General features: G+C 71.2%; 14 protein-coding genes. 4 read left to right on the top strand and 10 right to left on the bottom strand.

The features are described 5' to 3' along the window. Positions 1-14: 14 nt before the first annotated feature. Positions 15-1,646 (bottom strand): L-glutamate gamma-semialdehyde dehydrogenase, encoded by a 1,632-nt coding sequence (gene pruA / locus C3489_RS18210; RefSeq protein ID WP_103782911.1) that lies wholly within the window; start codon positions 1,644-1,646, stop codon positions 15-17. A 40-nt stretch (positions 1,647-1,686) separates the two neighbouring features. Next, positions 1,687-2,613 (bottom strand): proline dehydrogenase family protein, encoded by a 927-nt coding sequence (locus tag C3489_RS18205; protein WP_103782910.1) that lies wholly within the window; start codon positions 2,611-2,613, stop codon positions 1,687-1,689. A gap of 162 nt (positions 2,614-2,775) precedes the next feature. Between C3489_RS18205 and C3489_RS18200 the strand changes: the two genes are divergently transcribed. Next, entirely contained in the window at positions 2,776-3,981 is a 1,206-nt protein-coding gene (locus tag C3489_RS18200; protein WP_103782909.1) for a CdaR family transcriptional regulator, read from the top strand. 357 nt (positions 3,982-4,338) lie between these two features. Here the strand turns inward: C3489_RS18200 and C3489_RS18195 are convergent, their stop codons facing one another. After that, positions 4,339-4,929: a TetR/AcrR family transcriptional regulator gene (locus C3489_RS18195; protein ID WP_103782908.1), complete on the bottom strand. Its 591-nt coding sequence runs from the start codon at positions 4,927-4,929 to the stop codon at positions 4,339-4,341. Positions 4,930-5,012: 83 nt separating this feature from the next. Between C3489_RS18195 and C3489_RS18190 the strand changes: the two genes are divergently transcribed. After that, on the top strand, positions 5,013-6,536 hold the full coding sequence (locus C3489_RS18190) for an MFS transporter (RefSeq protein WP_103782907.1): 1,524 nt from the start codon (positions 5,013-5,015) through the stop codon (positions 6,534-6,536). Between the two features lie 64 nt (positions 6,537-6,600). On the opposite strand, the gene serA is transcribed toward C3489_RS18190, so the two are convergent. From serA to C3489_RS18160, 6 genes are all read right to left on the bottom strand, one after another. Continuing rightward, positions 6,601-8,190 (bottom strand): phosphoglycerate dehydrogenase, encoded by a 1,590-nt coding sequence (serA, locus tag C3489_RS18185; RefSeq protein WP_103782906.1) that lies wholly within the window; start codon positions 8,188-8,190, stop codon positions 6,601-6,603. Between the two features lie 262 nt (positions 8,191-8,452). Beyond that, positions 8,453-9,451 (bottom strand): ketol-acid reductoisomerase, encoded by a 999-nt coding sequence (gene ilvC, locus C3489_RS18180; protein ID WP_103782905.1) that lies wholly within the window; start codon positions 9,449-9,451, stop codon positions 8,453-8,455. Between the two features lie 118 nt (positions 9,452-9,569). Further along, complete coding sequence (gene ilvN / locus C3489_RS18175) at positions 9,570-10,094, bottom strand: acetolactate synthase small subunit (RefSeq protein ID WP_103782904.1); 525 nt, start codon at positions 10,092-10,094, stop codon at positions 9,570-9,572. A 24-nt stretch (positions 10,095-10,118) separates the two neighbouring features. After that, entirely contained in the window at positions 10,119-11,975 is a 1,857-nt protein-coding gene (locus tag C3489_RS18170) for an acetolactate synthase large subunit (protein ID WP_103782903.1), read from the bottom strand. A 213-nt stretch (positions 11,976-12,188) separates the two neighbouring features. Next, the gene (locus tag C3489_RS18165) at positions 12,189-15,242 is read right to left on the bottom strand and encodes a bifunctional diguanylate cyclase/phosphodiesterase (RefSeq protein ID WP_181139723.1); all 3,054 of its coding nucleotides are present in this window, start codon (positions 15,240-15,242) and stop codon (positions 12,189-12,191) included. 469 nt (positions 15,243-15,711) lie between these two features. Continuing rightward, the gene (locus C3489_RS18160; RefSeq protein ID WP_103782930.1) at positions 15,712-16,665 is read right to left on the bottom strand and encodes a 2-hydroxyacid dehydrogenase; all 954 of its coding nucleotides are present in this window, start codon (positions 16,663-16,665) and stop codon (positions 15,712-15,714) included. 88 nt (positions 16,666-16,753) lie between these two features. Between C3489_RS18160 and C3489_RS18155 the strand changes: the two genes are divergently transcribed. Both C3489_RS18155 and C3489_RS18150 read left to right on the top strand, forming a co-directional pair. Continuing rightward, on the top strand, positions 16,754-17,752 hold the full coding sequence (locus C3489_RS18155) for an aldo/keto reductase (RefSeq protein ID WP_103782929.1): 999 nt from the start codon (positions 16,754-16,756) through the stop codon (positions 17,750-17,752). 143 nt (positions 17,753-17,895) lie between these two features. Then, a complete protein-coding gene (locus C3489_RS18150; protein ID WP_103782901.1) occupies positions 17,896-19,068 on the top strand; it encodes a sorbosone dehydrogenase family protein in 1,173 nt (390 codons plus the stop codon). Positions 19,069-19,077: 9 nt separating this feature from the next. On the opposite strand, the gene C3489_RS18145 is transcribed toward C3489_RS18150, so the two are convergent. Then, a complete protein-coding gene (locus C3489_RS18145; RefSeq protein WP_103782900.1) occupies positions 19,078-19,272 on the bottom strand; it encodes a DUF6191 domain-containing protein in 195 nt (64 codons plus the stop codon). Between the last annotated feature and the right edge of the window lie 15 nt (positions 19,273-19,287).

The raw sequence follows: 19,287 nt of genomic DNA, 5'->3' as shown, positions 1-19,287 counted from the left end.
GGCACCCGCGGGCGTCAGCCCATGTGCGGGTAGGTGTAGTCGGTCGGCGGCACCAGCGTCTCCTTGATGGCACGCGTCAGCGTCCACCGCAGCAGGTTCTGCGGCGCCCCGGCCTTGTCGTTCGTCCCCGAGGCACGGCCCCCGCCGAAGGGCTGCTGCCCGACCACGGCACCGGTCGACTTGTCGTTGATGTAGAAGTTGCCGGCCGCGTAGCGCAGCTTCTCCATCGTGTACGCCGCCGCCGCGCGGTCGTTCGCGATGACCGACCCGGTCAGCGCGTAGTCCGACACCGACTCCATCTGCGTCAGCATCTCGTCGTACTTGTCGTCCTCGTAGACGTACACCGCGAGGATCGGCCCGAAGTACTCGGTCGTGAAGACCTCGTTCTCCGGGTCGCTGCACTCGATGACGGTCGGCCGGACGAAGTAGCCGACCGAGTCGTCGTAGGAGCCACCCGCGACGATCGTGCACGAGGGGTCCGCCGCCGCACGGTCGATCGCGGCCTTGTTCTTGGCGAAGGCCCGCTCGTCGATGACCGCGCCGATGAAGTTCGACAGGTCGGTGACGTCACCCATGGTGATGTAGTCGACCTCGGCCGCGAACTCCTCCTTGAAGCCGTCGTTCCAGATCGACGCCGGGATGTACGCCCGGGAGGTCGCGGAGCACTTCTGGCCCTGGAACTCGAAGGCACCGCGGGTCAGCGCGGTCTTGAGCACCGCACGGTCGGCCGACGGGTGGGCGACGACGAAGTCCTTGCCGCCGGTCTCACCGACCAGACGCGGGTACGAGCGGTACTTCTCGATGTTCATGCCGACCGTCTTCCACAGGTACTGGAAGGTCTTGGTCGAACCGGTGAAGTGGATGCCGGCCAGGTCGCGGTGGTTGAGGGCCACCTCGGAGACCTCGATGCCGTCACCGGTGAGCAGGTTGATGACGCCCTTGGGCAGGCCCGCCTCCTCCAGCAGCCGCATCAGCAGCACGGCGGCGTGGGTCTGCGTCGGGGACGGCTTCCACACCACGACGTTGCCCATGAGCGCCGGCGCGGTGGGCAGGTTGCCCGCGATGGCCGTGAAGTTGAACGGCGTGATCGCGTAGACGAAGCCCTCCAGCGGGCGGTGGTCCAGCCGGTTCCACACACCCGGGGAGTTGGCCGGGGGCTGCTCGGCCAGGATCTGGCGGGCGTAGTGGACGTTGAACCGCCAGAAGTCGACCAGCTCGCACGGGGTGTCGATCTCGGCCTGCTGGGCGGTCTTGGACTGGCCGAGCATGGTGGAGGCGGCCAGCGTCTCGCGCCACGGGCCGGACAGCAGCTCGGCGGCGCGCAGGAAGATCGCCGCGCGGTCGTCGAAGGACAGCGCACGCCAGGCCGGGGCGGCGGCGAGGGCGGCGTCGATGGCGGCCTGCGCGTCCGCCTTCGTGGCGTTGCGGTAGGTGCCCAGGACGGCCTTGTGGTTGTGCGGCTGCACGACCTGGAACGGCTCGCCGCCGCCCATCCGCCGCTCACCGTCGATGGTGCAGGGCAGATCGATCGGGTTCTCGGCCAGCTCCTTGAGCTTGGCCTCCAGGCGGGCACGCTCGGGCGAGCCGGGGGCGTAGCCGTGCACCGGCTCGTTGACGGGGGTGGGGACCTGGGTCACAGCGTCCATGGGTTCCGTAACTCCTTACTGAGCGGGTGGGTGTGCGGGCTCAGCCCTTGCTGACCATCGAGCGGAGGAAGAACTGCAGGTTCGCCGGCTTCTCCGCGAGGCGGCGCATGAAGTAGCCGTACCAGTCGGTGCCGTAGGCGGTGTAGACGCGCATGCGGTGGCCCTCGGCGGCCAGCCGCAGGTGCTCCTCGCCGCGGATGCCGTACAGCATCTGGAACTCGTACTCGTCGAGCTTGCGCCCGGCGCGGTGGGCGAGTTCCTGGGCGATGGCGATCAGACGCGGGTCGTGGGACCCGATCATCGGGTAGCCCTCGCCCTCCATCAGGGTCCGCAGGACGCGGACGTACGCCTTGTCGATCTCGTGCTTGTCCTGGTACGCGACGGACGCGGGCTCCTTGTAGGCGCCCTTGACCAGGCGGACCCGGCTGCCCGCGGCGGCCAGCCGGCGGGCGTCGGCCTCGGTGCGGAAGAGGTAGGCCTGGATGACGCAGCCGGTCTGCGGGAAGTCCTTCCGCAGCTCCTCGTGGATGGCGAACATCGAGTCGAGGGTGGTGTGGTCCTCGGCGTCGAGCGTCACGGTGGTGCCGATCGCGGCGGCGGCCTCGACGACCGGGCGGACGTTGGCGAGGGCCAGCTCGTGACCGCCCTCCAGCGCCTGGCCGAACATGGACAGCTTGACGGACATCTCGACCTTCTCGCCGAGTCCGAGCGGCTTGATCCGCTCGATCAGCTCCAGGTACGCGTCCCGGGCGGCGGTGGCCTGCTCGGGGGTGGTGATGTCCTCGCCGACGACGTCCATCGTCAGCTCCAGGCCCTTGGCCGTCAGGTCCTCGATGATCGGGACGATGTCGTCGACCGTCTCCCCCGGGATGAAGCGGTCGACGACCTGCTTGGTCACCGGGGCCGCCGAGATCAGGCGTCGCATCCGGTCGCTGCGCGACGCGGCGAGAATCACGGGACCCAGCACGGGGCACCTCCACAACGAGCAAAACAAGGCCGAAACCCGACGATTCGGGTACGGCACGGAGAACCACCGTGAAACCTAAGGATCCCTCCGATCGTCTGCCATCGACAGCTGTCACGCATCCGTGCCCGGGATCTCAGACAGTTGTATGAAGGCCGGGTCGACATGCGGGAGAATGCCCGGGTGACGGCGGAACACAGGGGTGACTACCAGGAGCTCATCGACGAGATCTCGGAGCTTCTCGACGCGCCCGCGACCCTGGAGAACCGGGACTTCGAGCTGATCGCCTTCGGCGCCTACGACGACGAGGGCGACCTCGACCCGACGGTCCTGGACCCGGTCCGCACCCGCTCGATCCTCACCCGGCGCTCCACGGCCGCCGTCCGCGCCTGGTTCGAGGGCTTCGGCATCACCCGGGCGACGGGGCCGGTCCGTATCCCGCCCACCCCGGACGCCGGGGTGTACCGGGGCCGGATCTGCCTGCCGGTGCGCCATCGCGGGGTCGTCCTCGGCTACGTCTGGCTGCTGGACGGTGACCCCGGGCCGACGGACGCCCAGCTGGCCGCGGCCATGGAGGTGACGGCCCGCATCGGCGCGCTGCTCGCGGACGAGGCCCAGCACGGCGCCGACCTGACCCGCGAGCTGCGGGCGGTGCTGGCGGCGGAGGCCGGCTGGCAGCGGGACGCGGCGGTGGCGGAGCTGCGCACGGCGCTGGGGGTGCGCGCGGACGGGCCGCACACGGTGGTGTGCGTGGCTCCCTGGCCGTCGGCCGATCCGGCGGAGGCGCCGTCGGTGCGGACCCTGCCGGGGGCGGAGGCGTTGTGCACGGTGCCGTGGGGGGTGAGCGAGCACTGTCTGGCTGTGCTGGTGCGGTTGCGGTCGACGCAGACGGTGGCGGCGGGGGTGTCGGTGGCTATGCGGTTGCGGGAGCGGGTGGGGGCGGGTGCCGGTGCCCCGGGGTCCGTTGTCGCGGGGGTCGCGGCCGCCCGGGCCGGTATCGCGGAGCTGGGTGTGGCGTGGCAGGAGGCGTCGGCGTCGGCGCGGGCCGCGTTGGCCGACCCGCGTTTCGGTCCGGTCGCCGAGTGGTCCGGCATCGGGCCGTACCGCCTGCTGACGTCGCTGCCGCCGGCGCCGGTCGCGGATCCGGTGGTCGCGCCGCTGCTCACCCCGGCGCAGCGGGAGCTGGCCCGTACGGCGGAGGTTTTCCTGGACTGTGCGGGGCAGGCGGGACGGACGGCGGCGGCGTTGGGCATCCACCGGCAGACGCTCTATTACCGGCTGTCGCGGGTGGAGCAGCTGACGGGGCTGGATCTGGACGACGGGGAGGACCGGCTGCTGCTGCACATGGCGTTGAAGGCGGCGCGTCTGTAGTGTGCGGGGCCTTTGTCTGCGGCGCCTTTGTCTGCGGGTGGGTGGGTGGTTGCTCGCGGGTGCCTGCGGCGGCCTGTGCGGGTTGCGTCGTGGCTGGTCGCGCAGTTCCCCGCGCCCCTTGAATGCCTGCGGCGGCCCGTCGCTGTCGCGTCGTGGCGTGCGTAGCGCCTGCGGCTCGTTGTGGGTCGGGGCCGGGTGGGGGGTATCCGTCCTCGGTCCGGCCCACTGTCCCCGACACGGGTGCCGTTGGCGGTGCCGGCCGCTGCGGGCGGACACCCCCCACCCCGTCCCCTCCCCGCCGTACGCGGGTTCCGCGCCGTCGTGGCTCACCTAGCTGCGGGCAGTCGTGCCACGGCGTCAGTTTGGCAATGCTCCCTTGAGTACCCGGCGCAATCCCTCCGTGAGTTGGGCCGCGTTGGTCGCCGAGTCCGGGTCGAAGAGCCACTGGACCATCAAGCCGTTGAGCAAGGTCTGGTAGAAGCGCCCCTCGGTGTCGACGCTTTCGTCGTCCAGCTCCCCCTCGGGCACACCGTTGAACATCGACAGGATGCCCTTACGGCCCTCCACCTGCGCCTCCGCCAGGAGCTTGCGTACCTCGGGGAGACGGTCGCCCTGGAAGAGCAGTTCGAAGCTGAGCAGCCAGATCGCCCGGGACTCCGGCACGGACCGGATGATGCCCTCCCACACCTGCTGGAACCGCTGGAGTGAGCCGGCCGGCGCGGCCGCCTCGCCGCTCGCGCCCCAGCCGGGGTCGAAGGTGTCGCCGACGCTCTCGATCAGCTCGACGTACGCCTGGACGAGCAGGGCGTCCTTGGAGCCGTAGTGGTAGCCGATGGAGGCGAGGTTGGTCCCCGACTCCTTGACGATGTCGCGCGCCGTCGTGCGCAGGAAGCCCTTGTCCAGCAGGCAGCGCTTGGCGCCTTCGAGCAGATCCTCACGGTGTCCCATGCCGTCAGCCTACCTTCCGTCTATACGAGCGTCCTATACAGATGTTCTAGACAAGCGTTTTATACGTGCGTATAGTCGCCGGCATGACGAACCCGACGAGCACCACCCAGCTCCCGGCCGCCCGGGCCGGACGCCGTGAATGGACCGCCCTCGGCGTGCTGATGCTTCCGCTGCTGCTGGTCTCGATGGATGTCTCGGTGCTGTACTTCGCGATCCCCGCGATCGGCGCCGACCTGGAGCCGAGCGGCACCCAGCAGCTGTGGATCTTCGACATCTACGCCTTCGTGCTGGCCGGCCTGCTGATGACGATGGGCTCGCTGGGCGACCGCATCGGCCGCCGCCGGCTGCTGCTGATCGGCGCGGCGGCGTTCGGCGCCGCCTCACTGGTCGCCGCGTACGCCAACAGCGCCGAGACGCTGATCGCGGCCCGCGCGGTCCTCGGCATCGGCGGGGCCACGCTGATGCCCTCGACCATGGCGATCGTCCGGACGATGTTCACCGATCCCGGGCAGCGCGCGAAGGCGATCGGGATGTGGTCCGGCGTGATGACGGCCGGTATCGCGCTGGGCTCGGTGATGAGCGGGGTGCTGGTCCAGTACTTCTGGTGGGGCTCGGTGTTCCTGGTCAACCTGCCCGCGATGGCCCTGCTGCTGGTCCTCGGGCCGGTGCTGCTGCCCGAGTCGAAAAACCCCGAGCCCGGCCGGTTCGACTGGGTGAGCGTGCCGCTGTCCATGGCCGCGGTGCTGCCCGTCATCTACGGTCTGAAGGAGATCCCGTCCGAGGGGTGGCGGGTCGAGTACGTCGGTTCGGTCGGCGTCGGGCTGCTCTTCGCGGTGCTGTTCGTCCGCCGTCAGCGCACGGCCGCGTCGCCGATGATTTCGCCCGCGCTCTTCCGCGGACGCGGCTTCGCTCCGGCCGTCGTGCTCAATCTGGTCTCGTCGTTCGCGATGATGGGCTCGGCCTTCTTCACCACGCAGTACCTGCAGTCGGTGCTCGGCAAGAGCGCGATGGAGGCCGCCCTGTGGGCGCTGCTGCCGTCGGTGCCGATCGGTATGGCGGCCCCGGTGGCCACGGCCTTGGTGCACAAGGGCGTCGAGCGGGCGTATGTCGTCACGGCCGGCTTCCTCATCGGCGCCGCCGGGTACGGGATGCTGGCGCTGGCCGGTACCGACTCGATGTGGCTGGTCCTGGCCGCGTGCGGGGTGCTGGCCTCCGGGATCGTCATGGTGATCTCGCAGATGACCGACCTGGCGATGGGTACGGCCCCGGTCGAACGGGCCGGGTCCGCGTCCTCGCTGCTGGAGACCGGCGCCGAGTTCGGCGGCGCGCTGGGGATGGCGGTGCTCGGCTCCATCGGTACCGCGATCTACCGCCACGACATCCCGGCCTCGGCGCCGGACGCGGCCCGCGAGACTCTGGGCGGCGCGCTCGCGGTCGCCGACAAGGTGCCGGGGCTGGCGACCGTCGCGCGGGAGGCGTTCACCAGCGGGATGCAGGGCGCGGCCATCGCGGGCGCGGTGCTGCTCGCGGGGGCCGCGGTGGCGGCGGCCCTCACCCTGCGGGGGGTGCGGGTGCGGGAGCAGGCGGAGGTCGAGATCGCCGCCTGAGGACGCGAAAAGCCGGGTGGGGCTGAGGAGAACCTCAGCCCCACCCGGCGTTCTGCGAACAGACTCAGACCAGGTTCACCGAGCGGGCCGACGTGGCGCCGATCTCCGCCGCGACCTCGGTCAGGACGCCGGCGGGCACCGTGTCGTCCACGGTGAGGACGGCGAGCGCCTCGCCGCCGACCGCCGCGCGGGCGACCTGCATGCCGGCGATGTTGATGCCCGCCTCGCCGAGGATGCGGCCGACGGTGCCGACGACACCGGGACGGTCCTCGTACTTCAGCACCACCATGTGCTCGGCGAGCGCCAGGTCGACGTCGTAGTCGCCGACCGCGACGATCTTCTGGACGTGCTTCGGGCCGGCCAGCGTGCCGGAGACCGACACCTCCTCGCCGGTGCCGAGCGTGCCGCGCACGGTGACGACGTTGCGGTGGTCGGCCGACTCCGAGCTGGTGGTCAGGCGGACCTCGACGCCGCGCTCCTGCGCGAACAGCGGGGCGTTGACGTAGGAGACCGTCTCGTCGACGACGTCCTCGAAGACACCCTTGAGGGCGGACAGCTCCAGCACCTTCACGTCGTGCTGGGTGATCTCGCCGTACACCTCGACGTCGAGGCGGACCGCGACCTCGCCCGCGAGCGCGGTGAAGATGCGGCCGAGGCGCTCGGCCAGCGGCAGACCCGGCTTGACGTCCTCGGCGATGACACCGCCCTGGACGTTGACCGCGTCCGGGACCAGCTCGCCGGCGAGGGCGAGGCGCACGGACTTGGCGACCGCGATGCCCGCCTTCTCCTGGGCCTCGTCGGTCGACGCGCCGAGGTGCGGGGTGCACACGACCTGGTCGAACTCGAACAGCGGGGAGTCCGTGCAGGGCTCCTTGGCGTACACGTCGAGGCCGGCGCCGGCGACCCGGCCCTCCTTGAGGGCGGAGTACAGGGCCTGCTCGTCGACGATGCCACCGCGCGCGGCGTTGATGATGCGCACGCTCGGCTTGACCTTGTGCAGGGCCTCCTCGCCGATCAGACCCAGCGTCTCGGGGGTCTTGGGGAGGTGGACGGTGATGAAGTCGGAGACCTCAAGCAGCTCGTCCAGGGAGAGGACCTTCACGCCCATCTGCGCGGCGCGCGCGGGCTGCACGTAGGGGTCGTAGGCGACGACCTTCATGCCGAAGGCGGACATGCGCTGGGCGACCAGCGCGCCGATGCGGCCGAGGCCGACGACGCCGAGGGTCTTCTCGGCCAGCTCCACGCCCGTGTACTTGCTGCGCTTCCACTCGCCGTTCTTCAGCGCGGCGTTGGCCTGCGGGATGTTCCGGGCGGTGGCGACGATCAGACCGCAGGCCAGCTCGGCGGCGGTCACGATGTTGGAGGTGGGGGCGTTGACGACCATCACGCCGGCCTTGGTGGCGGCGGAGACGTCGACGTTGTCCAGGCCGACGCCGGCGCGGGCGACGACCTTGAGCTTGTTCGCGGCGGCGATCGCCTCGGCGTCGACCTTGGTGGCCGAGCGGATCAGGATCGCGTCCACGTCGGCGATGGCCGGCAGCAGTTCGGCGCGGTCCGCGCCGTTGCAGTGCCGGATCTCGAAGTCCGGGCCGAGCGCTTCGACGGTGGCGGGCGACAGCTCTTCAGCGATGAGTACGACGGGTTTCGAGCTCACGTGAGTCCTCACATGTGCGATGCGGACGGCCGTCCCGACGGCCGCAGGCGGTGGAGGGGGGCTAGCCGCGGAAGACGCACGACGCTGTGGGCCTGACGCGTGTTGTGCAGAAGTGTAGTGGCGTGGCTGATGGCGTATTACGCCTCGGCGGAAGGATCACCCGTCCGTGGCTGGACGGGGTGGACAACGCCGCACTACCGACGTTACCCGAGGTTCGCCGAAGGGGCCGGAACGCGTTCGTTCCGGCCCCTCGGCATGAGGCTTACGCCTCCTCGTTCACCCAGCTCATCAGCTTGCGCAGCTGCTTGCCGGTGGTCTCCAGCAGGTGCTCGGAGTCCTGCTGCTTGTACTCGTTGTACTTCTTCAGACCGCCGTGGTACTCGTCCATCCAGGTCTGGGCGAAGGTGCCGTCCTGGATCTCGGTGAGGACCTGCTTCATCTCGGCCTTGGTGGCGTCGGTGATGATGCGCGGGCCGGTGACGTAGTCGCCCCACTCGGCGGTCTCGGAGACGGACCAGCGCATCTTCTCCAGGCCGCCCTCGTACATGAGGTCCACGATCAGCTTCAGCTCGTGCAGGCACTCGAAGTAGGCGATCTCCGGCTGGTAGCCCGCCTCGACCAGGGTCTCGAAGCCGGCCTTGACCAGGGCGGCGGTGCCGCCGCACAGCACGGCCTGCTCACCGAACAGGTCGGTCTCGGTCTCCTCGGTGAAGGTCGTCTTGATGACGCCGGCGCGGGTGCCGCCGATGGCCTTGGCGTACGACAGGGCCAGCGGGAAGGCGTTGCCGGTGGCGTCCTGCTCGACGGCGGCGATCGCGGGGACGCCGCGGCCCTCCTCGTACTGGCGGCGGACCAGGTGGCCCGGGCCCTTCGGGGCGACCAGGGCGACGTCCACACCGGCCGGGGGCTTGATGAAGCCGAAGCGGATGTTGAAGCCGTGGGCGAAGAACAGCGCCTTGCCGTCCTTCAGGTTGGGGGCGATGGACTCCTCGTAGACCTGGGCCTGGATCGGGTCCGGGATCAGGATCATGATGACGTCGGCCTCGGCGGCGGCCTCGGCCGGGGTCACCACGCGCAGGCCCTGCTCCTCGGCCTTGGCCTTGGACTTGGAGCCCTCGTGCAGACCCACACGCACGTCGACACCCGAGTCACGCAGCGACAGCGCGTGGGCGTGGCCCTGGCTGCCGTAACCGATGACCGCGACCTTGCGGCCCTGGATGATGGACAGGTCGGCGTCGGCGTCGTAGAACAGCTCGGCCACTTTGGGTTCTCTCCTTGTGTACGGGTGTTGCGTCCCACCGTATGACGGCGGGGGGAGGGGAAGTTTCGGGGTCTCGGTATACGGGCGGCCGGTGTCACCCGGCCGCCCGAATCCGTCGTTACGCCGACCGGTCCAGGGCGCGCAGCGACCGGTCCGTGATCGAGCGGGCGCCGCGGCCGATGGCGATGGTGCCGGACTGCACCAGCTCCTTGATGCCGTACGGCTCCAGCATCTTCAGCATGGCGGACAGCTTGTCGCTGGAGCCGGTGGCCTCGATGGTGACGGCGTCGGGGGAGACGTCGACGGTCTTGGCGCGGAACAGCTGGACGATCTCGACGATCTGGGAGCGCGTCTCGTTGTCGGCGCGCACCTTCACCAGGACGAGTTCGCGCTGCACGGCCTGGGAGGGCTCCAGCTCGACGATCTTGAGCACGTTGACCAGCTTGTTGAGCTGCTTGGTCACCTGCTCCAGCGGGAGGTCCTCGACGCCGACCACGATGGTGATGCGGGAGATGTCGGGGTGCTCGGTGACGCCGACCGCGAGCGAGTCGATGTTGAAGCCGCGCCGGGAGAACAGGGCGGCGATGCGGGCGAGGATGCCCGGCGTGTTCTCCACCAGGACGGAGAGCGTGTGCTTGGACATGATTCGTGAAGCTCTCTTCCTCGGTCAGTCGTCTTCGTTGTCGCCGAAGTCGGGGCGGACGTCCCGGGCGGCCATGATCTCGTCGTTGGAGGTGCCGGCGGCGACCATCGGCCAGACCATGGCGTCCTGGTGGACGATGAAGTCGATGACGACGGGGCGGTCGTTGATGGAGTTCGCCTCCTCGATCACCTTGTCGAGGTCGGCGGGGTCCTCGCAGCGGATCGCGTAGCAGCCCATGGCCTCCGACAGCTTGACGAAGTCGGGGACGCGGGTGCCCTGGGCGGGCGCCTTGCCGTCGTGCTCCGGGCCGGAGTGCAGGACGGTGTTGGAGTAGCGCTGGTTGTAGAACAGCGTCTGCCACTGGCGGACCATGCCGAGGGCGCCGTTGTTGATGATGGCGACCTTGATCGGGATGCCGTTCAGGGCGCAGGTGGTGAGCTCCTGATTGGTCATCTGGAAGCAGCCGTCGCCGTCGATCGCCCAGACCGTCTGGTCGGGGGCGCCGGCCTTGGCGCCCATGGCGGCCGGGACGGCGTAGCCCATGGTTCCGGCACCGCCGGAGTTCAGCCAGGTCGCGGGCTTCTCGTAGTTGATGAAGTGCGCGGCCCACATCTGGTGCTGGCCGACGCCCGCGGCGAAGATCGTGCCCTCGGGGGCGAGCCGGCCGATGCGCTCGATGACCTGCTGCGGGGACAGCGAGCCGTCCTCGGGCTGGTCGTAGCCGAGCGGGTAGGTGTCGCGCCAGCGGCTGAGGTCCTTCCACCAGGCGCTGTAGTCGCCCTTGTGGCCCTCGCTGTGCTCCTTCTGCACGGCCTGGATCAGGTCGGCGATGACCTCGCGGGCGTCACCGACGATCGGCACGTCGGCGGCGCGGTTCTTGCCGATCTCGGCCGGGTCGATGTCGGCGTGGACGATCTTCGCGAACGGCGCGAAGCTGTCCAGCTTGCCGGTGACGCGGTCGTCGAAGCGGGCACCGAGGGCGACGATCAGGTCGGCCTTCTGCAGCGCGGTGACGGCGGTGACCGCACCGTGCATGCCCGGCATTCCCACGTGCAGCGGGTGGCTGTCGGGGAACGCGCCGAGCGCCATCAGGGTGGTGGTGACGGGCGCTCCGGTCAGTTCGGCCAGCACCTTGAGCTCGGCGGTGGCCTGGGCCTTCAGCACGCCGCCGCCGACGTACAGGACGGGGCGCTTGGCGGAGTTGATGAGCTTGGCGGCCTCGCGGATCTGCTTGGCGTGCGGCTTGGTCACCGGGCGGTAGCCGGGCAGGTCCATGGTGGGCGGCCAGGTGAAGGTGGTCTTCGCCTGGAGCGCGTCCTTGGAGATGTCGACCAGGACCGGGCCCGGGCGGCCGGTGGAGGCGATGTGGAACGCCTGCGCGATGACCCGCGGGATGTCCTCGGCCTTGGTGACCAGGAAGTTGTGCTTGGTGATCGGCATGGTGATGCCGACGATGTCCGCCTCCTGGAAGGCGTCCGTGCCGATCGAGGTGGAGGCGACCTGGCCGGTGATCGCGACCATCGGCACGGAGTCCATGTGCGCGTCGGCGATCGGGGTGACCAGGTTGGTGGCGCCGGGGCCGGAGGTGGCCATGCAGACGCCGACCTTGCCGGTGGCCTGTGCGTAGCCGGTGGCCGCGTGGCCGGCGCCCTGCTCGTGCCGGACCAGGACGTGGCGCACCCGCTTGGAGTCCATCAGCGGGTCGTAGGCGGGAAGGATCGCACCGCCGGGAATGCCGAATACCGTGTCCGCGCCGACCTCCTCAAGGGAGCGGATGAGGGACTGCGCACCCGTGACGTGCTCGACGGGGGCCTGCTGTCCTCCGGAACGGGGCCGCGGCTGCGGATGAGGGGCCCCGGTGGCCTGCTCGGTCATCGGCATTCTCTTCTCGATGCTGAGGGTTTTTGCGAAGTTTGGGCGGTGTGCGTTTGCTGCCTGTGCAACAAAAAACCCCTCGTGCCATAAGGCAAGCGAGGGGAGCGCGCCGGGTGGGGTTCGCTGAGCGATCAGGGCTCAGCGTCAGCCGACGCGCTTTCCAAGTACGAGAATTCGGGTGCGCATGGCACTGACCCTCCCCCCGGCACACACCCGGTGTCAAGTGGGTGGGACGGGAGTCTCATTATGTGAGCGCAGTGCCGTCCCGCCTCCCAGAACGACGGGAACACCTGCGCGGTAACCGCCCGCGAAGGCCGGCTCGGCCGGGCCGTGCGGCACCGGGCAGTGGCCGGAAGTGAGCGCTCTGCGCAGCCGGTACTCGTCCAAAGGACCGGCGAACGCCATGCCCTGGCCATGGGTGCAGCCCATCGCGCGCAGGGCGACGACCTGCTCGGGCAGGTCCACGCCCTCGGCCACGGACTGCAGTCCGAGGTCGCCGGCGATCCGCAGCAGCCCGCCGGTGATCTTGTGCAGCCGGGCGGACTCCACGATCCCCTCGACCAGACCCCGGTCCAGCTTGAGCACGTCCACGGGCAGCCTTCTCAGGGCCGTGATGGCCGCGTAGCCGCTGCCGAAGCCGTCCAGGGCGATGCGTACGCCGAGCCGCTTGAGGGCGGTCAGGCGGCGCTCCAGCTCCTCCAGCGGGACGCGCGGGTCCAGGTCGGCCAGCTCGATCACCAGGGCCCCGGAGGGCAGCCCGTGCCGGGTCAGCAGGGCCTCGATCGAGCCGAGCGGCATCGACCGGTCCAGCAGCCGGCGAGCCGAGACCCGCACCGCCACTGGTACGGCCCGCCCGCTCCCGGTGCGCTCGGCGGCCTGCTCGACGGCCTCCTGGAGCATCCAGCGGCCCAGCTCGGCGGTCTTGTCGCTGTCCTCGGCGACCCGCAGGAACTCGGCGGGCGTGAACAGCACGCCCTGCGAGGAGCGCCAGCGCGCCTGCGCGGACACCGCCGTGATCCGGCCGTCGTCCAGCCGCACCACCGGCTGGTGCAGCAGGCAGAACTCGCCGTCGTGCAGCGCCGCTCTCAGCCGGGTGGCCAGTTCCGCCTTGCGGACGACGTCCTGCTGCATCTGCGGCCGGTACAGCTCCACCCGGCCCTTGCCCGCCGCCTTGGCCCGGTACATCGCGAGGTCGGCGTTGCGCAGCAGCTCGCCGGCGCCCAGGCCGGGTTCGGCGAAGGCGACGCCGATGGAGGCGGCGACCCGTACGTCGTTGCCGTCGATCTCGTACGGCTGGGACAGCGTCACCCTGAGGCGGTCGGCGAGCTCCAGGATGTGCCGCTCCCGTGCCGTGCGGTCGCGGGTGTTGTCGCCGGTGATCAGGGCGGCGAACTCGTCGCCGCCCAGCCGGGAGGCGATGTCCCCGTGCCGGACCGCGTCCTGGAGCCTGCGGGCGGCCTGCACCAGCAGCTCGTCGCCGGCCTGGTGGCCGATGGTGTCGTTGACGGCCTTGAAGCCGTCGAGGTCGATGAAGAGCACCGCGGTGTTGCGCAGGGCGAGCCCGCGGTCGCTGGCGCGGCGGCCGGACAGCGCCTGCTGCACCCGCCGGGTGAACAGGGAGCGGTTGGGCAGGTCGGTGAGCGGGTCGTGCTCGGCGTTGTGCTGGAGCTGCGCCTGCAGGCGCACTCTTTCGGTCACGTCCCGGCTGTTGAAGATCAGGCCGCCGTGGTGGCGGTTGATGGTCGACTCGACGTTGAGCCAGCCGCCGTCGCCGGAACGGAAGCGGCACTCGATGCGGGTGGTGGGCTCGTCGTGCGGGTTGGCGGCGAGGAAGCGGCGCACCTCGTGCACCACGCAGCCCAAGTCCTCGGGGTGGATCAGACCGGCCAGCTCCGTGCCCACCAGGTCCTCGGCCGGGCGTCCGTAGACGCCGGCGGCGGCCGGGGAGACGTAGCGCAGGATGCCGCTGGGCGCGGCGATCATGATGACGTCGCTGGAGCCCTGCACCAGGGAGCGGAAGTGGTTCTCCTTCTGCGCCAGTTCCTGGGTGAGGGTGATGTTGTCCAGCAGCATGATGCCCTGCCGGACCACCAGGGCGAGCACGACCGTGCCGCCGGTCAGCAGCACCACGCGGGAGACGCTGTGGCCGTTGAGGACGTTGTAGAGGATCCCCAGCGTGCAGACGGCGGCGGCGAGATAGGGCGCGAGGGCGGCGAGGGAGCCGGTGATGGGCCGGGTGGCCGGATACCGGCTGGGGTCGCCGGCGGCGGCCGGGAGCTGTGCGGGGCCGGGCGTCGTCGCGGCGGCCGCGGAGGTGCGGGAAGGCGTGACGGGCGCGTCCGGCACCGGGTGGTCGCCGCCCCGCCGGCCGCCGGGCAGGTGCTCGTGGACCACGCGCGTGTGCCCGTGGACGGCGTCCGCCCGTCCGCGCCGGGGCGCGGCCCAGGGGGCGTAGGCGAGCAGCAGGGAGCCGGCGAACCAGCCCGCGTCGAGCAGTTGCCCCGAGTGGTAGTTGTTGTGCAGCAGCGGCGAGGTGAACAGCGCGTCGCACATCACCGTCAGGGCGAGCGCGCCGATCGCGGTGTTGACGGCCGTGCGGTTGACCGCCGAGCGCCGGAAGTGCAGCACCAGCACGATGCTGACCAGGGCGATGTCCAGCAGCGGATACGCCAGCGACAGCGCGGCGTGGGCGACGCTCGGCCCGTCGAACTTGGCCGCCTGGGCGAGCGCGAGGCTCCAGGCCAGGGTGAGCAGCGAGCCGGCGATCAGCCAGGCGTCCAGCGCCAGGCACACCCAACCGGCCTTCGACACCGGCCGCTTGGCCAGCACCAGCAGGCCGACGATGGCGGGCGGCGCGAAGCACAGGAAGAACAGGTCGGCGACGGAGGGGCTGGGCACGGGCCGGTCCAGGACGACCTCGTACCACCCCCAGACGCCGTTGCCGAGGGCCGCCATCGCCGAGGAGCACCCGAACAGCAGCCAGGCGGGTCGAAAGCGGACCCGGCGGGTGCGCGCGTGGAGGAAGCAGGACACCGCCGCCGTGCCCGCGGCGGCGGCCAGCCCGAAGTCGCCCATGACGAGCGCGAGTTCGCGGGAGCCCCAGTCCAGCGCGGCGCCGACGCCGTAGGCGGCGCAGAGCAGGGCCAGCAGCAGCTGGTGCCAGAGACCTCGTCCGCCGGCGCCGGCCGGTGGGCGCAGCAGCGGCGCGGGGGACGGCGGCGGGGTGCGCAGGGCGCCGTCCAGGGTGGTCAGGGGAGGCGGGGACGAGCTCACCGCGGCCTCCCGGTCCGCGCCGCTCCCGGGTCCCGAGGGTCCCGGTGCGCTGGGTGGGCACTCCTCCTGCGGGCGCCGGGCCTGCGGGCGTGCGGGGTGTGGTGACCGCTGTGGTGACCGCGGTGACTGCTGTGACCGAGGTGTTGACCATGGTGGCTCTGCTGACCGCCGTGGCCCGTGTGGTGACCGCGTCCGTAGGCGGCCGTGCGCCAGGGTCGGCGGCCCGTCAGCGCCGGATCGTCGGTCCATAGGCCGTGCATCGTCCGTCGCCCCCCTCACAAGTCCGATCTGTCCACCCCCGGCGCCGAACGGCGCCCGGCGCAGCCCCTGTCGGGACGATACACCAGTCTCGTCACTCAGGGACATACTTCCTCTACGCTCCGTGACGGACGGCGGAAGCGTGGGCACGGCCCGCGTTCAGGGGACTGCGGAGGGTACCCGCCGCGGATCGCGCGGGGGCCGGCCCGCTCTACGCGCCGCCCTCGGACCCTGTCGTGAGGATGACGTTGCGCAGCGGCTCCCGGTTCACGAAGCGGGTCAACTGGTCCACCAGCAGCCGCTTGGCGCGCGGCAGGAACGCGGACGTGGGGCCGCCGACGTGCGGGCTGATGAGCACGCCGGGCGCGCGCCACAGCGGGTGCTCGCGCGGCAGCGGTTCGGGGTCGGTGACGTCGAGTGCGGCGGTGATGCGGCCGCTCTCCAGTTCGGCGAGCAGGGCCTTGGTGTCGACGACGGGCCCGCGGGCGACGTTGACGAGCAGGGCGCCGTCCTTCATCCGGGCGAGGAAGTCACCGTCCACCAGGTGACGGGTGGTGTCGGTGAGCGGGGTGGACAGCACGACGACGTCCGCCTCGGGCAGCAGGGCGGGCAGTTCGGTGAGTGGATGCACAGGACCGCGCTCCGTGGTGCGCGCGGAGCGCGCGACGCGCACGACCCGCGCGAGCTCGAACGGCGCGAGCCGGTCCTCGATCGCGGCGCCGATGGAGCCGTAGCCGACGATGAGGACGGTCCGGTCGGCGAGGGCGGGGCGGAAGCCGCCGAGCCACTCGCCCCGCTCCTGGGCGCGCACGAAGTCCGGGATGCCGCGCAAGGGCGCCAGGATCAGGGTCAGGGTCAGCTCGGCGGTGCTCGCCTCGTGCACACCGCGCGCGTTGCACAGGCGGACGCCGGGGCGCAGGTGGTGCAGGCCGGGTTCGACGTGGTCGATGCCCGCGGAGAGGGTCTGGACGACCTGGACGCCGCGCATGGCCGGCAGCGGGCGGATGCCGAGGCCGCTGGGCTTCATGTACGGCACGACGTAGAAGGCGCAGTCGGCCGGGTCGGCGGGGAAGTCGGGTTCGCCGTTCCAGAAGCGGTACGTCGGGCCCTGCGGCAGGCCCTCGATCTCGTCGGGCGGGATGGGCAGCCACACGTCAGCAGTCAGGTCACCGGTCATGGGTGGAGGCTATGTCAGGTCCGCGCAGGCGCAGAGGTTAGGTTGGGGACGCCAGGAGAGGGAGGGTCACGAGCAGGTGGAGCGCAGGACGATCGGCGCGGCGGCACTCTCCGTGGGGGCCGTCGGACTCGGGTGCATGCCGATGAGCTGGGCGTACAGCGGGTCGCGGCAGCGGGGCGAGGAGTCGGTCAGGGCGGTTCACCGGGCGCTCGATCTGGGCTCGACGCTGCTGGACACCGCGGACATGTACGGGCCGTTCACCAACGAGCTGCTGCTGGGGCGGGTGCTGAAGGAGCGGCGGGCGGACGCGTTCGTGTCGACGAAGGTCGGGCTGCTGGTCGGTGATCAGCACATCGTGGCCAACGGGCGGCCGGGGTATGTGAAGCGGGCGTGCGACGCCTCGCTGCGGCGGCTGCAGACGGATGTCATCGACCTGTACCAGCTGCACCGCGCCGACCCGGAGGTGCCCGTCGAGGAGACCTGGGGTGCGATGGCGGAGCTGGTGCGGGCCGGGAAGGTGCGCGCGCTCGGCCTGTGCGCGGTGGGCGTGCGGGGCGGGCGCCGGGCCGGGGCCGGGCTGTACGACGGGACGCTGCGGCAGTTGCAGCGGGTGCAGCAGGTGTTCCCGGTGAGCGCGGTGCAGGCCGAGCTGTCGGTGTGGTCGCCGGAGGCGCTGCGGTCGCTGCTTCCGTGGTGTGAGGCGCGTGGGATCGGCTTCCTGGCGGCGATGCCGCTGGGCAATGGCTTCCTGACCGGGACGCTGACGCCGGGCGAGGGGTTCGAACCGGACGACATGCGGGCGCGGCATCCCCGGTTCACCGCGGAGATGATGGCGGCGAACCAGCCGATCATCGCCGGCCTGCGACGCGTGGCCGGGCGCCACGGGGACGACGTGACCCCTGCCCAGGTGGCGCTGGCGTGGGTGCTGGCGCAGGGCCGGCACGTGGTTCCCGTGCCGGGGGCGAAGCGGGAGCGGTGGGTGTCGGAGAACGCGGGGGCGGCGGGGGTGCGGCTGACCGCGCGGGATCTGGCGGAGCTGTCCGCGTTGCCTGCGGCTCGGGGATCTTGGGACTGAGGGGTCGTAGGTCGTCCGCGGGTTCGTCGTGGCTGGTCGCGCAGTTCCCCGCGCCCCTGGGTGGGTGCGGGGAATCGTGCTACCCCGGGGCAGCGGACACGGCGGCGGTGTATGACAGGTAGGGGTCGTCGGGTGAAGGGACCATGATCGTGCAACGTCGAGCTGTGTCGGCCGTGTTGGCCACGGCGGCGCTGATGGTGACAGCCGGTTGTTCCGCCGACGGGAACGGCCCGGGCAGGACGGCTCCGGCGTCCGGCAGCGCGGCCCCGCACCCCTCCTCCCCCGCCGCGTCCGCCTCGCCCGGTGAGTCCGCGCCGCCCGCCAAGGGCACCGTGAAGGTGCTGCGTACGGTCGCGACCGGGCTGGACTCCCCGTGGGGCCTCGCCCCGCTGCCGGACGGCGACCTGCTGGTCTCCTCGCGGGACCAGGGGACGATCACCCGCGTCGACCCGGAGACGGGGACGAAGACCGAGCTGGGCGAGGTGTCCGGGGTGGCGGCGGCCGGCGAGGGCGGGCTGCTGGGCATCGCGCTCTCCCCGGACTACGCCTCGGACCACATGATCTACGCCTACTTCACCTCCGCCTCGGACAACCGCATCGCCCGCGTGCTGTACGACGACAAGCGGCCGGAGGGCGAGCAGCTGGGCGCCCCGGACACGGTGTTCAAGGGGATACCGAAGGGGATCATCCACAACGGCGGGCGGATCGCGTTCGGGCCGGACAGGATGCTGTACGCCGGTACGGGTGAGAGCGGGGAGCGGGGGCTCGCCCAGGACAAGGAGTCCCTGGGCGGGAAGATCCTGCGGCTCACGCCCGAGGGTGAGCCCGCGCCGGGCAACCCCTTCCCCGACTCCCCGGTGTATTCCTACGGCCACCGCAATGTGCAGGGCCTGGCCTGGGACGACCGCCAGCGGCTGTTCGCCTCGGAGTTCGGGCAGGACACCTGGGACGAGCTGAACGCGATCAAGCCGGGCGGCGACTACGGGTGGCCGGACGCGGAGGGGCGTTCCGGCAACCCCGCCTATGTGAACCCGGTCGCCCAGTGGCACACGGACGAGGCCTCACCCAGCGGTGTCGCCTGGGCCAAGGGCTCGATGTGGATGGCCGGGCTGAAGGGACAGCGGCTGTGGCGCATCCCCCTGAAGGGCACGCGGGCGTCGGCGGCCCCGCAGGCGTTCCTGCGGGGTGAGTACGGCCGGCTGCGCACGGTGGTCCCGGCGGGCGGCGACCGGCTGTGGGTCGTCACCAGCAACACCGACGGGCGGGGCGAGCCGAAGAACGGGGACGACCGGATCCTGGAGCTGCGGGTGAGCTGACCGGCCGTCTCACTGCTCCCCGGGCTCGTCCTCCTCCGGCTCCGGGTGCGGTGGGCGTACGACCACCTTGCCGGACGCCAGGTCTATCGGGCCGCGCCCGGGATCGCCGTCGCCGACGTCCTCCCGGGTCAGCTCCAGCCGGTTCTGCTCGTCGTGGGTGTGCTTGCGGCCGGGCGCGAACAGTTCCTCGAACGCGTTGAACATCGCCCCTCCCCCCTG

Origin of the sequence: Streptomyces sp. Ru71, from assembly GCF_002920535.1 — a bacterium.
In the GTDB taxonomy this organism is placed as follows: Bacteria; Actinomycetota; Actinomycetes; order Streptomycetales; family Streptomycetaceae; genus Streptomyces.
This window is presented reverse-complemented; position numbering and strand designations above follow the sequence as displayed.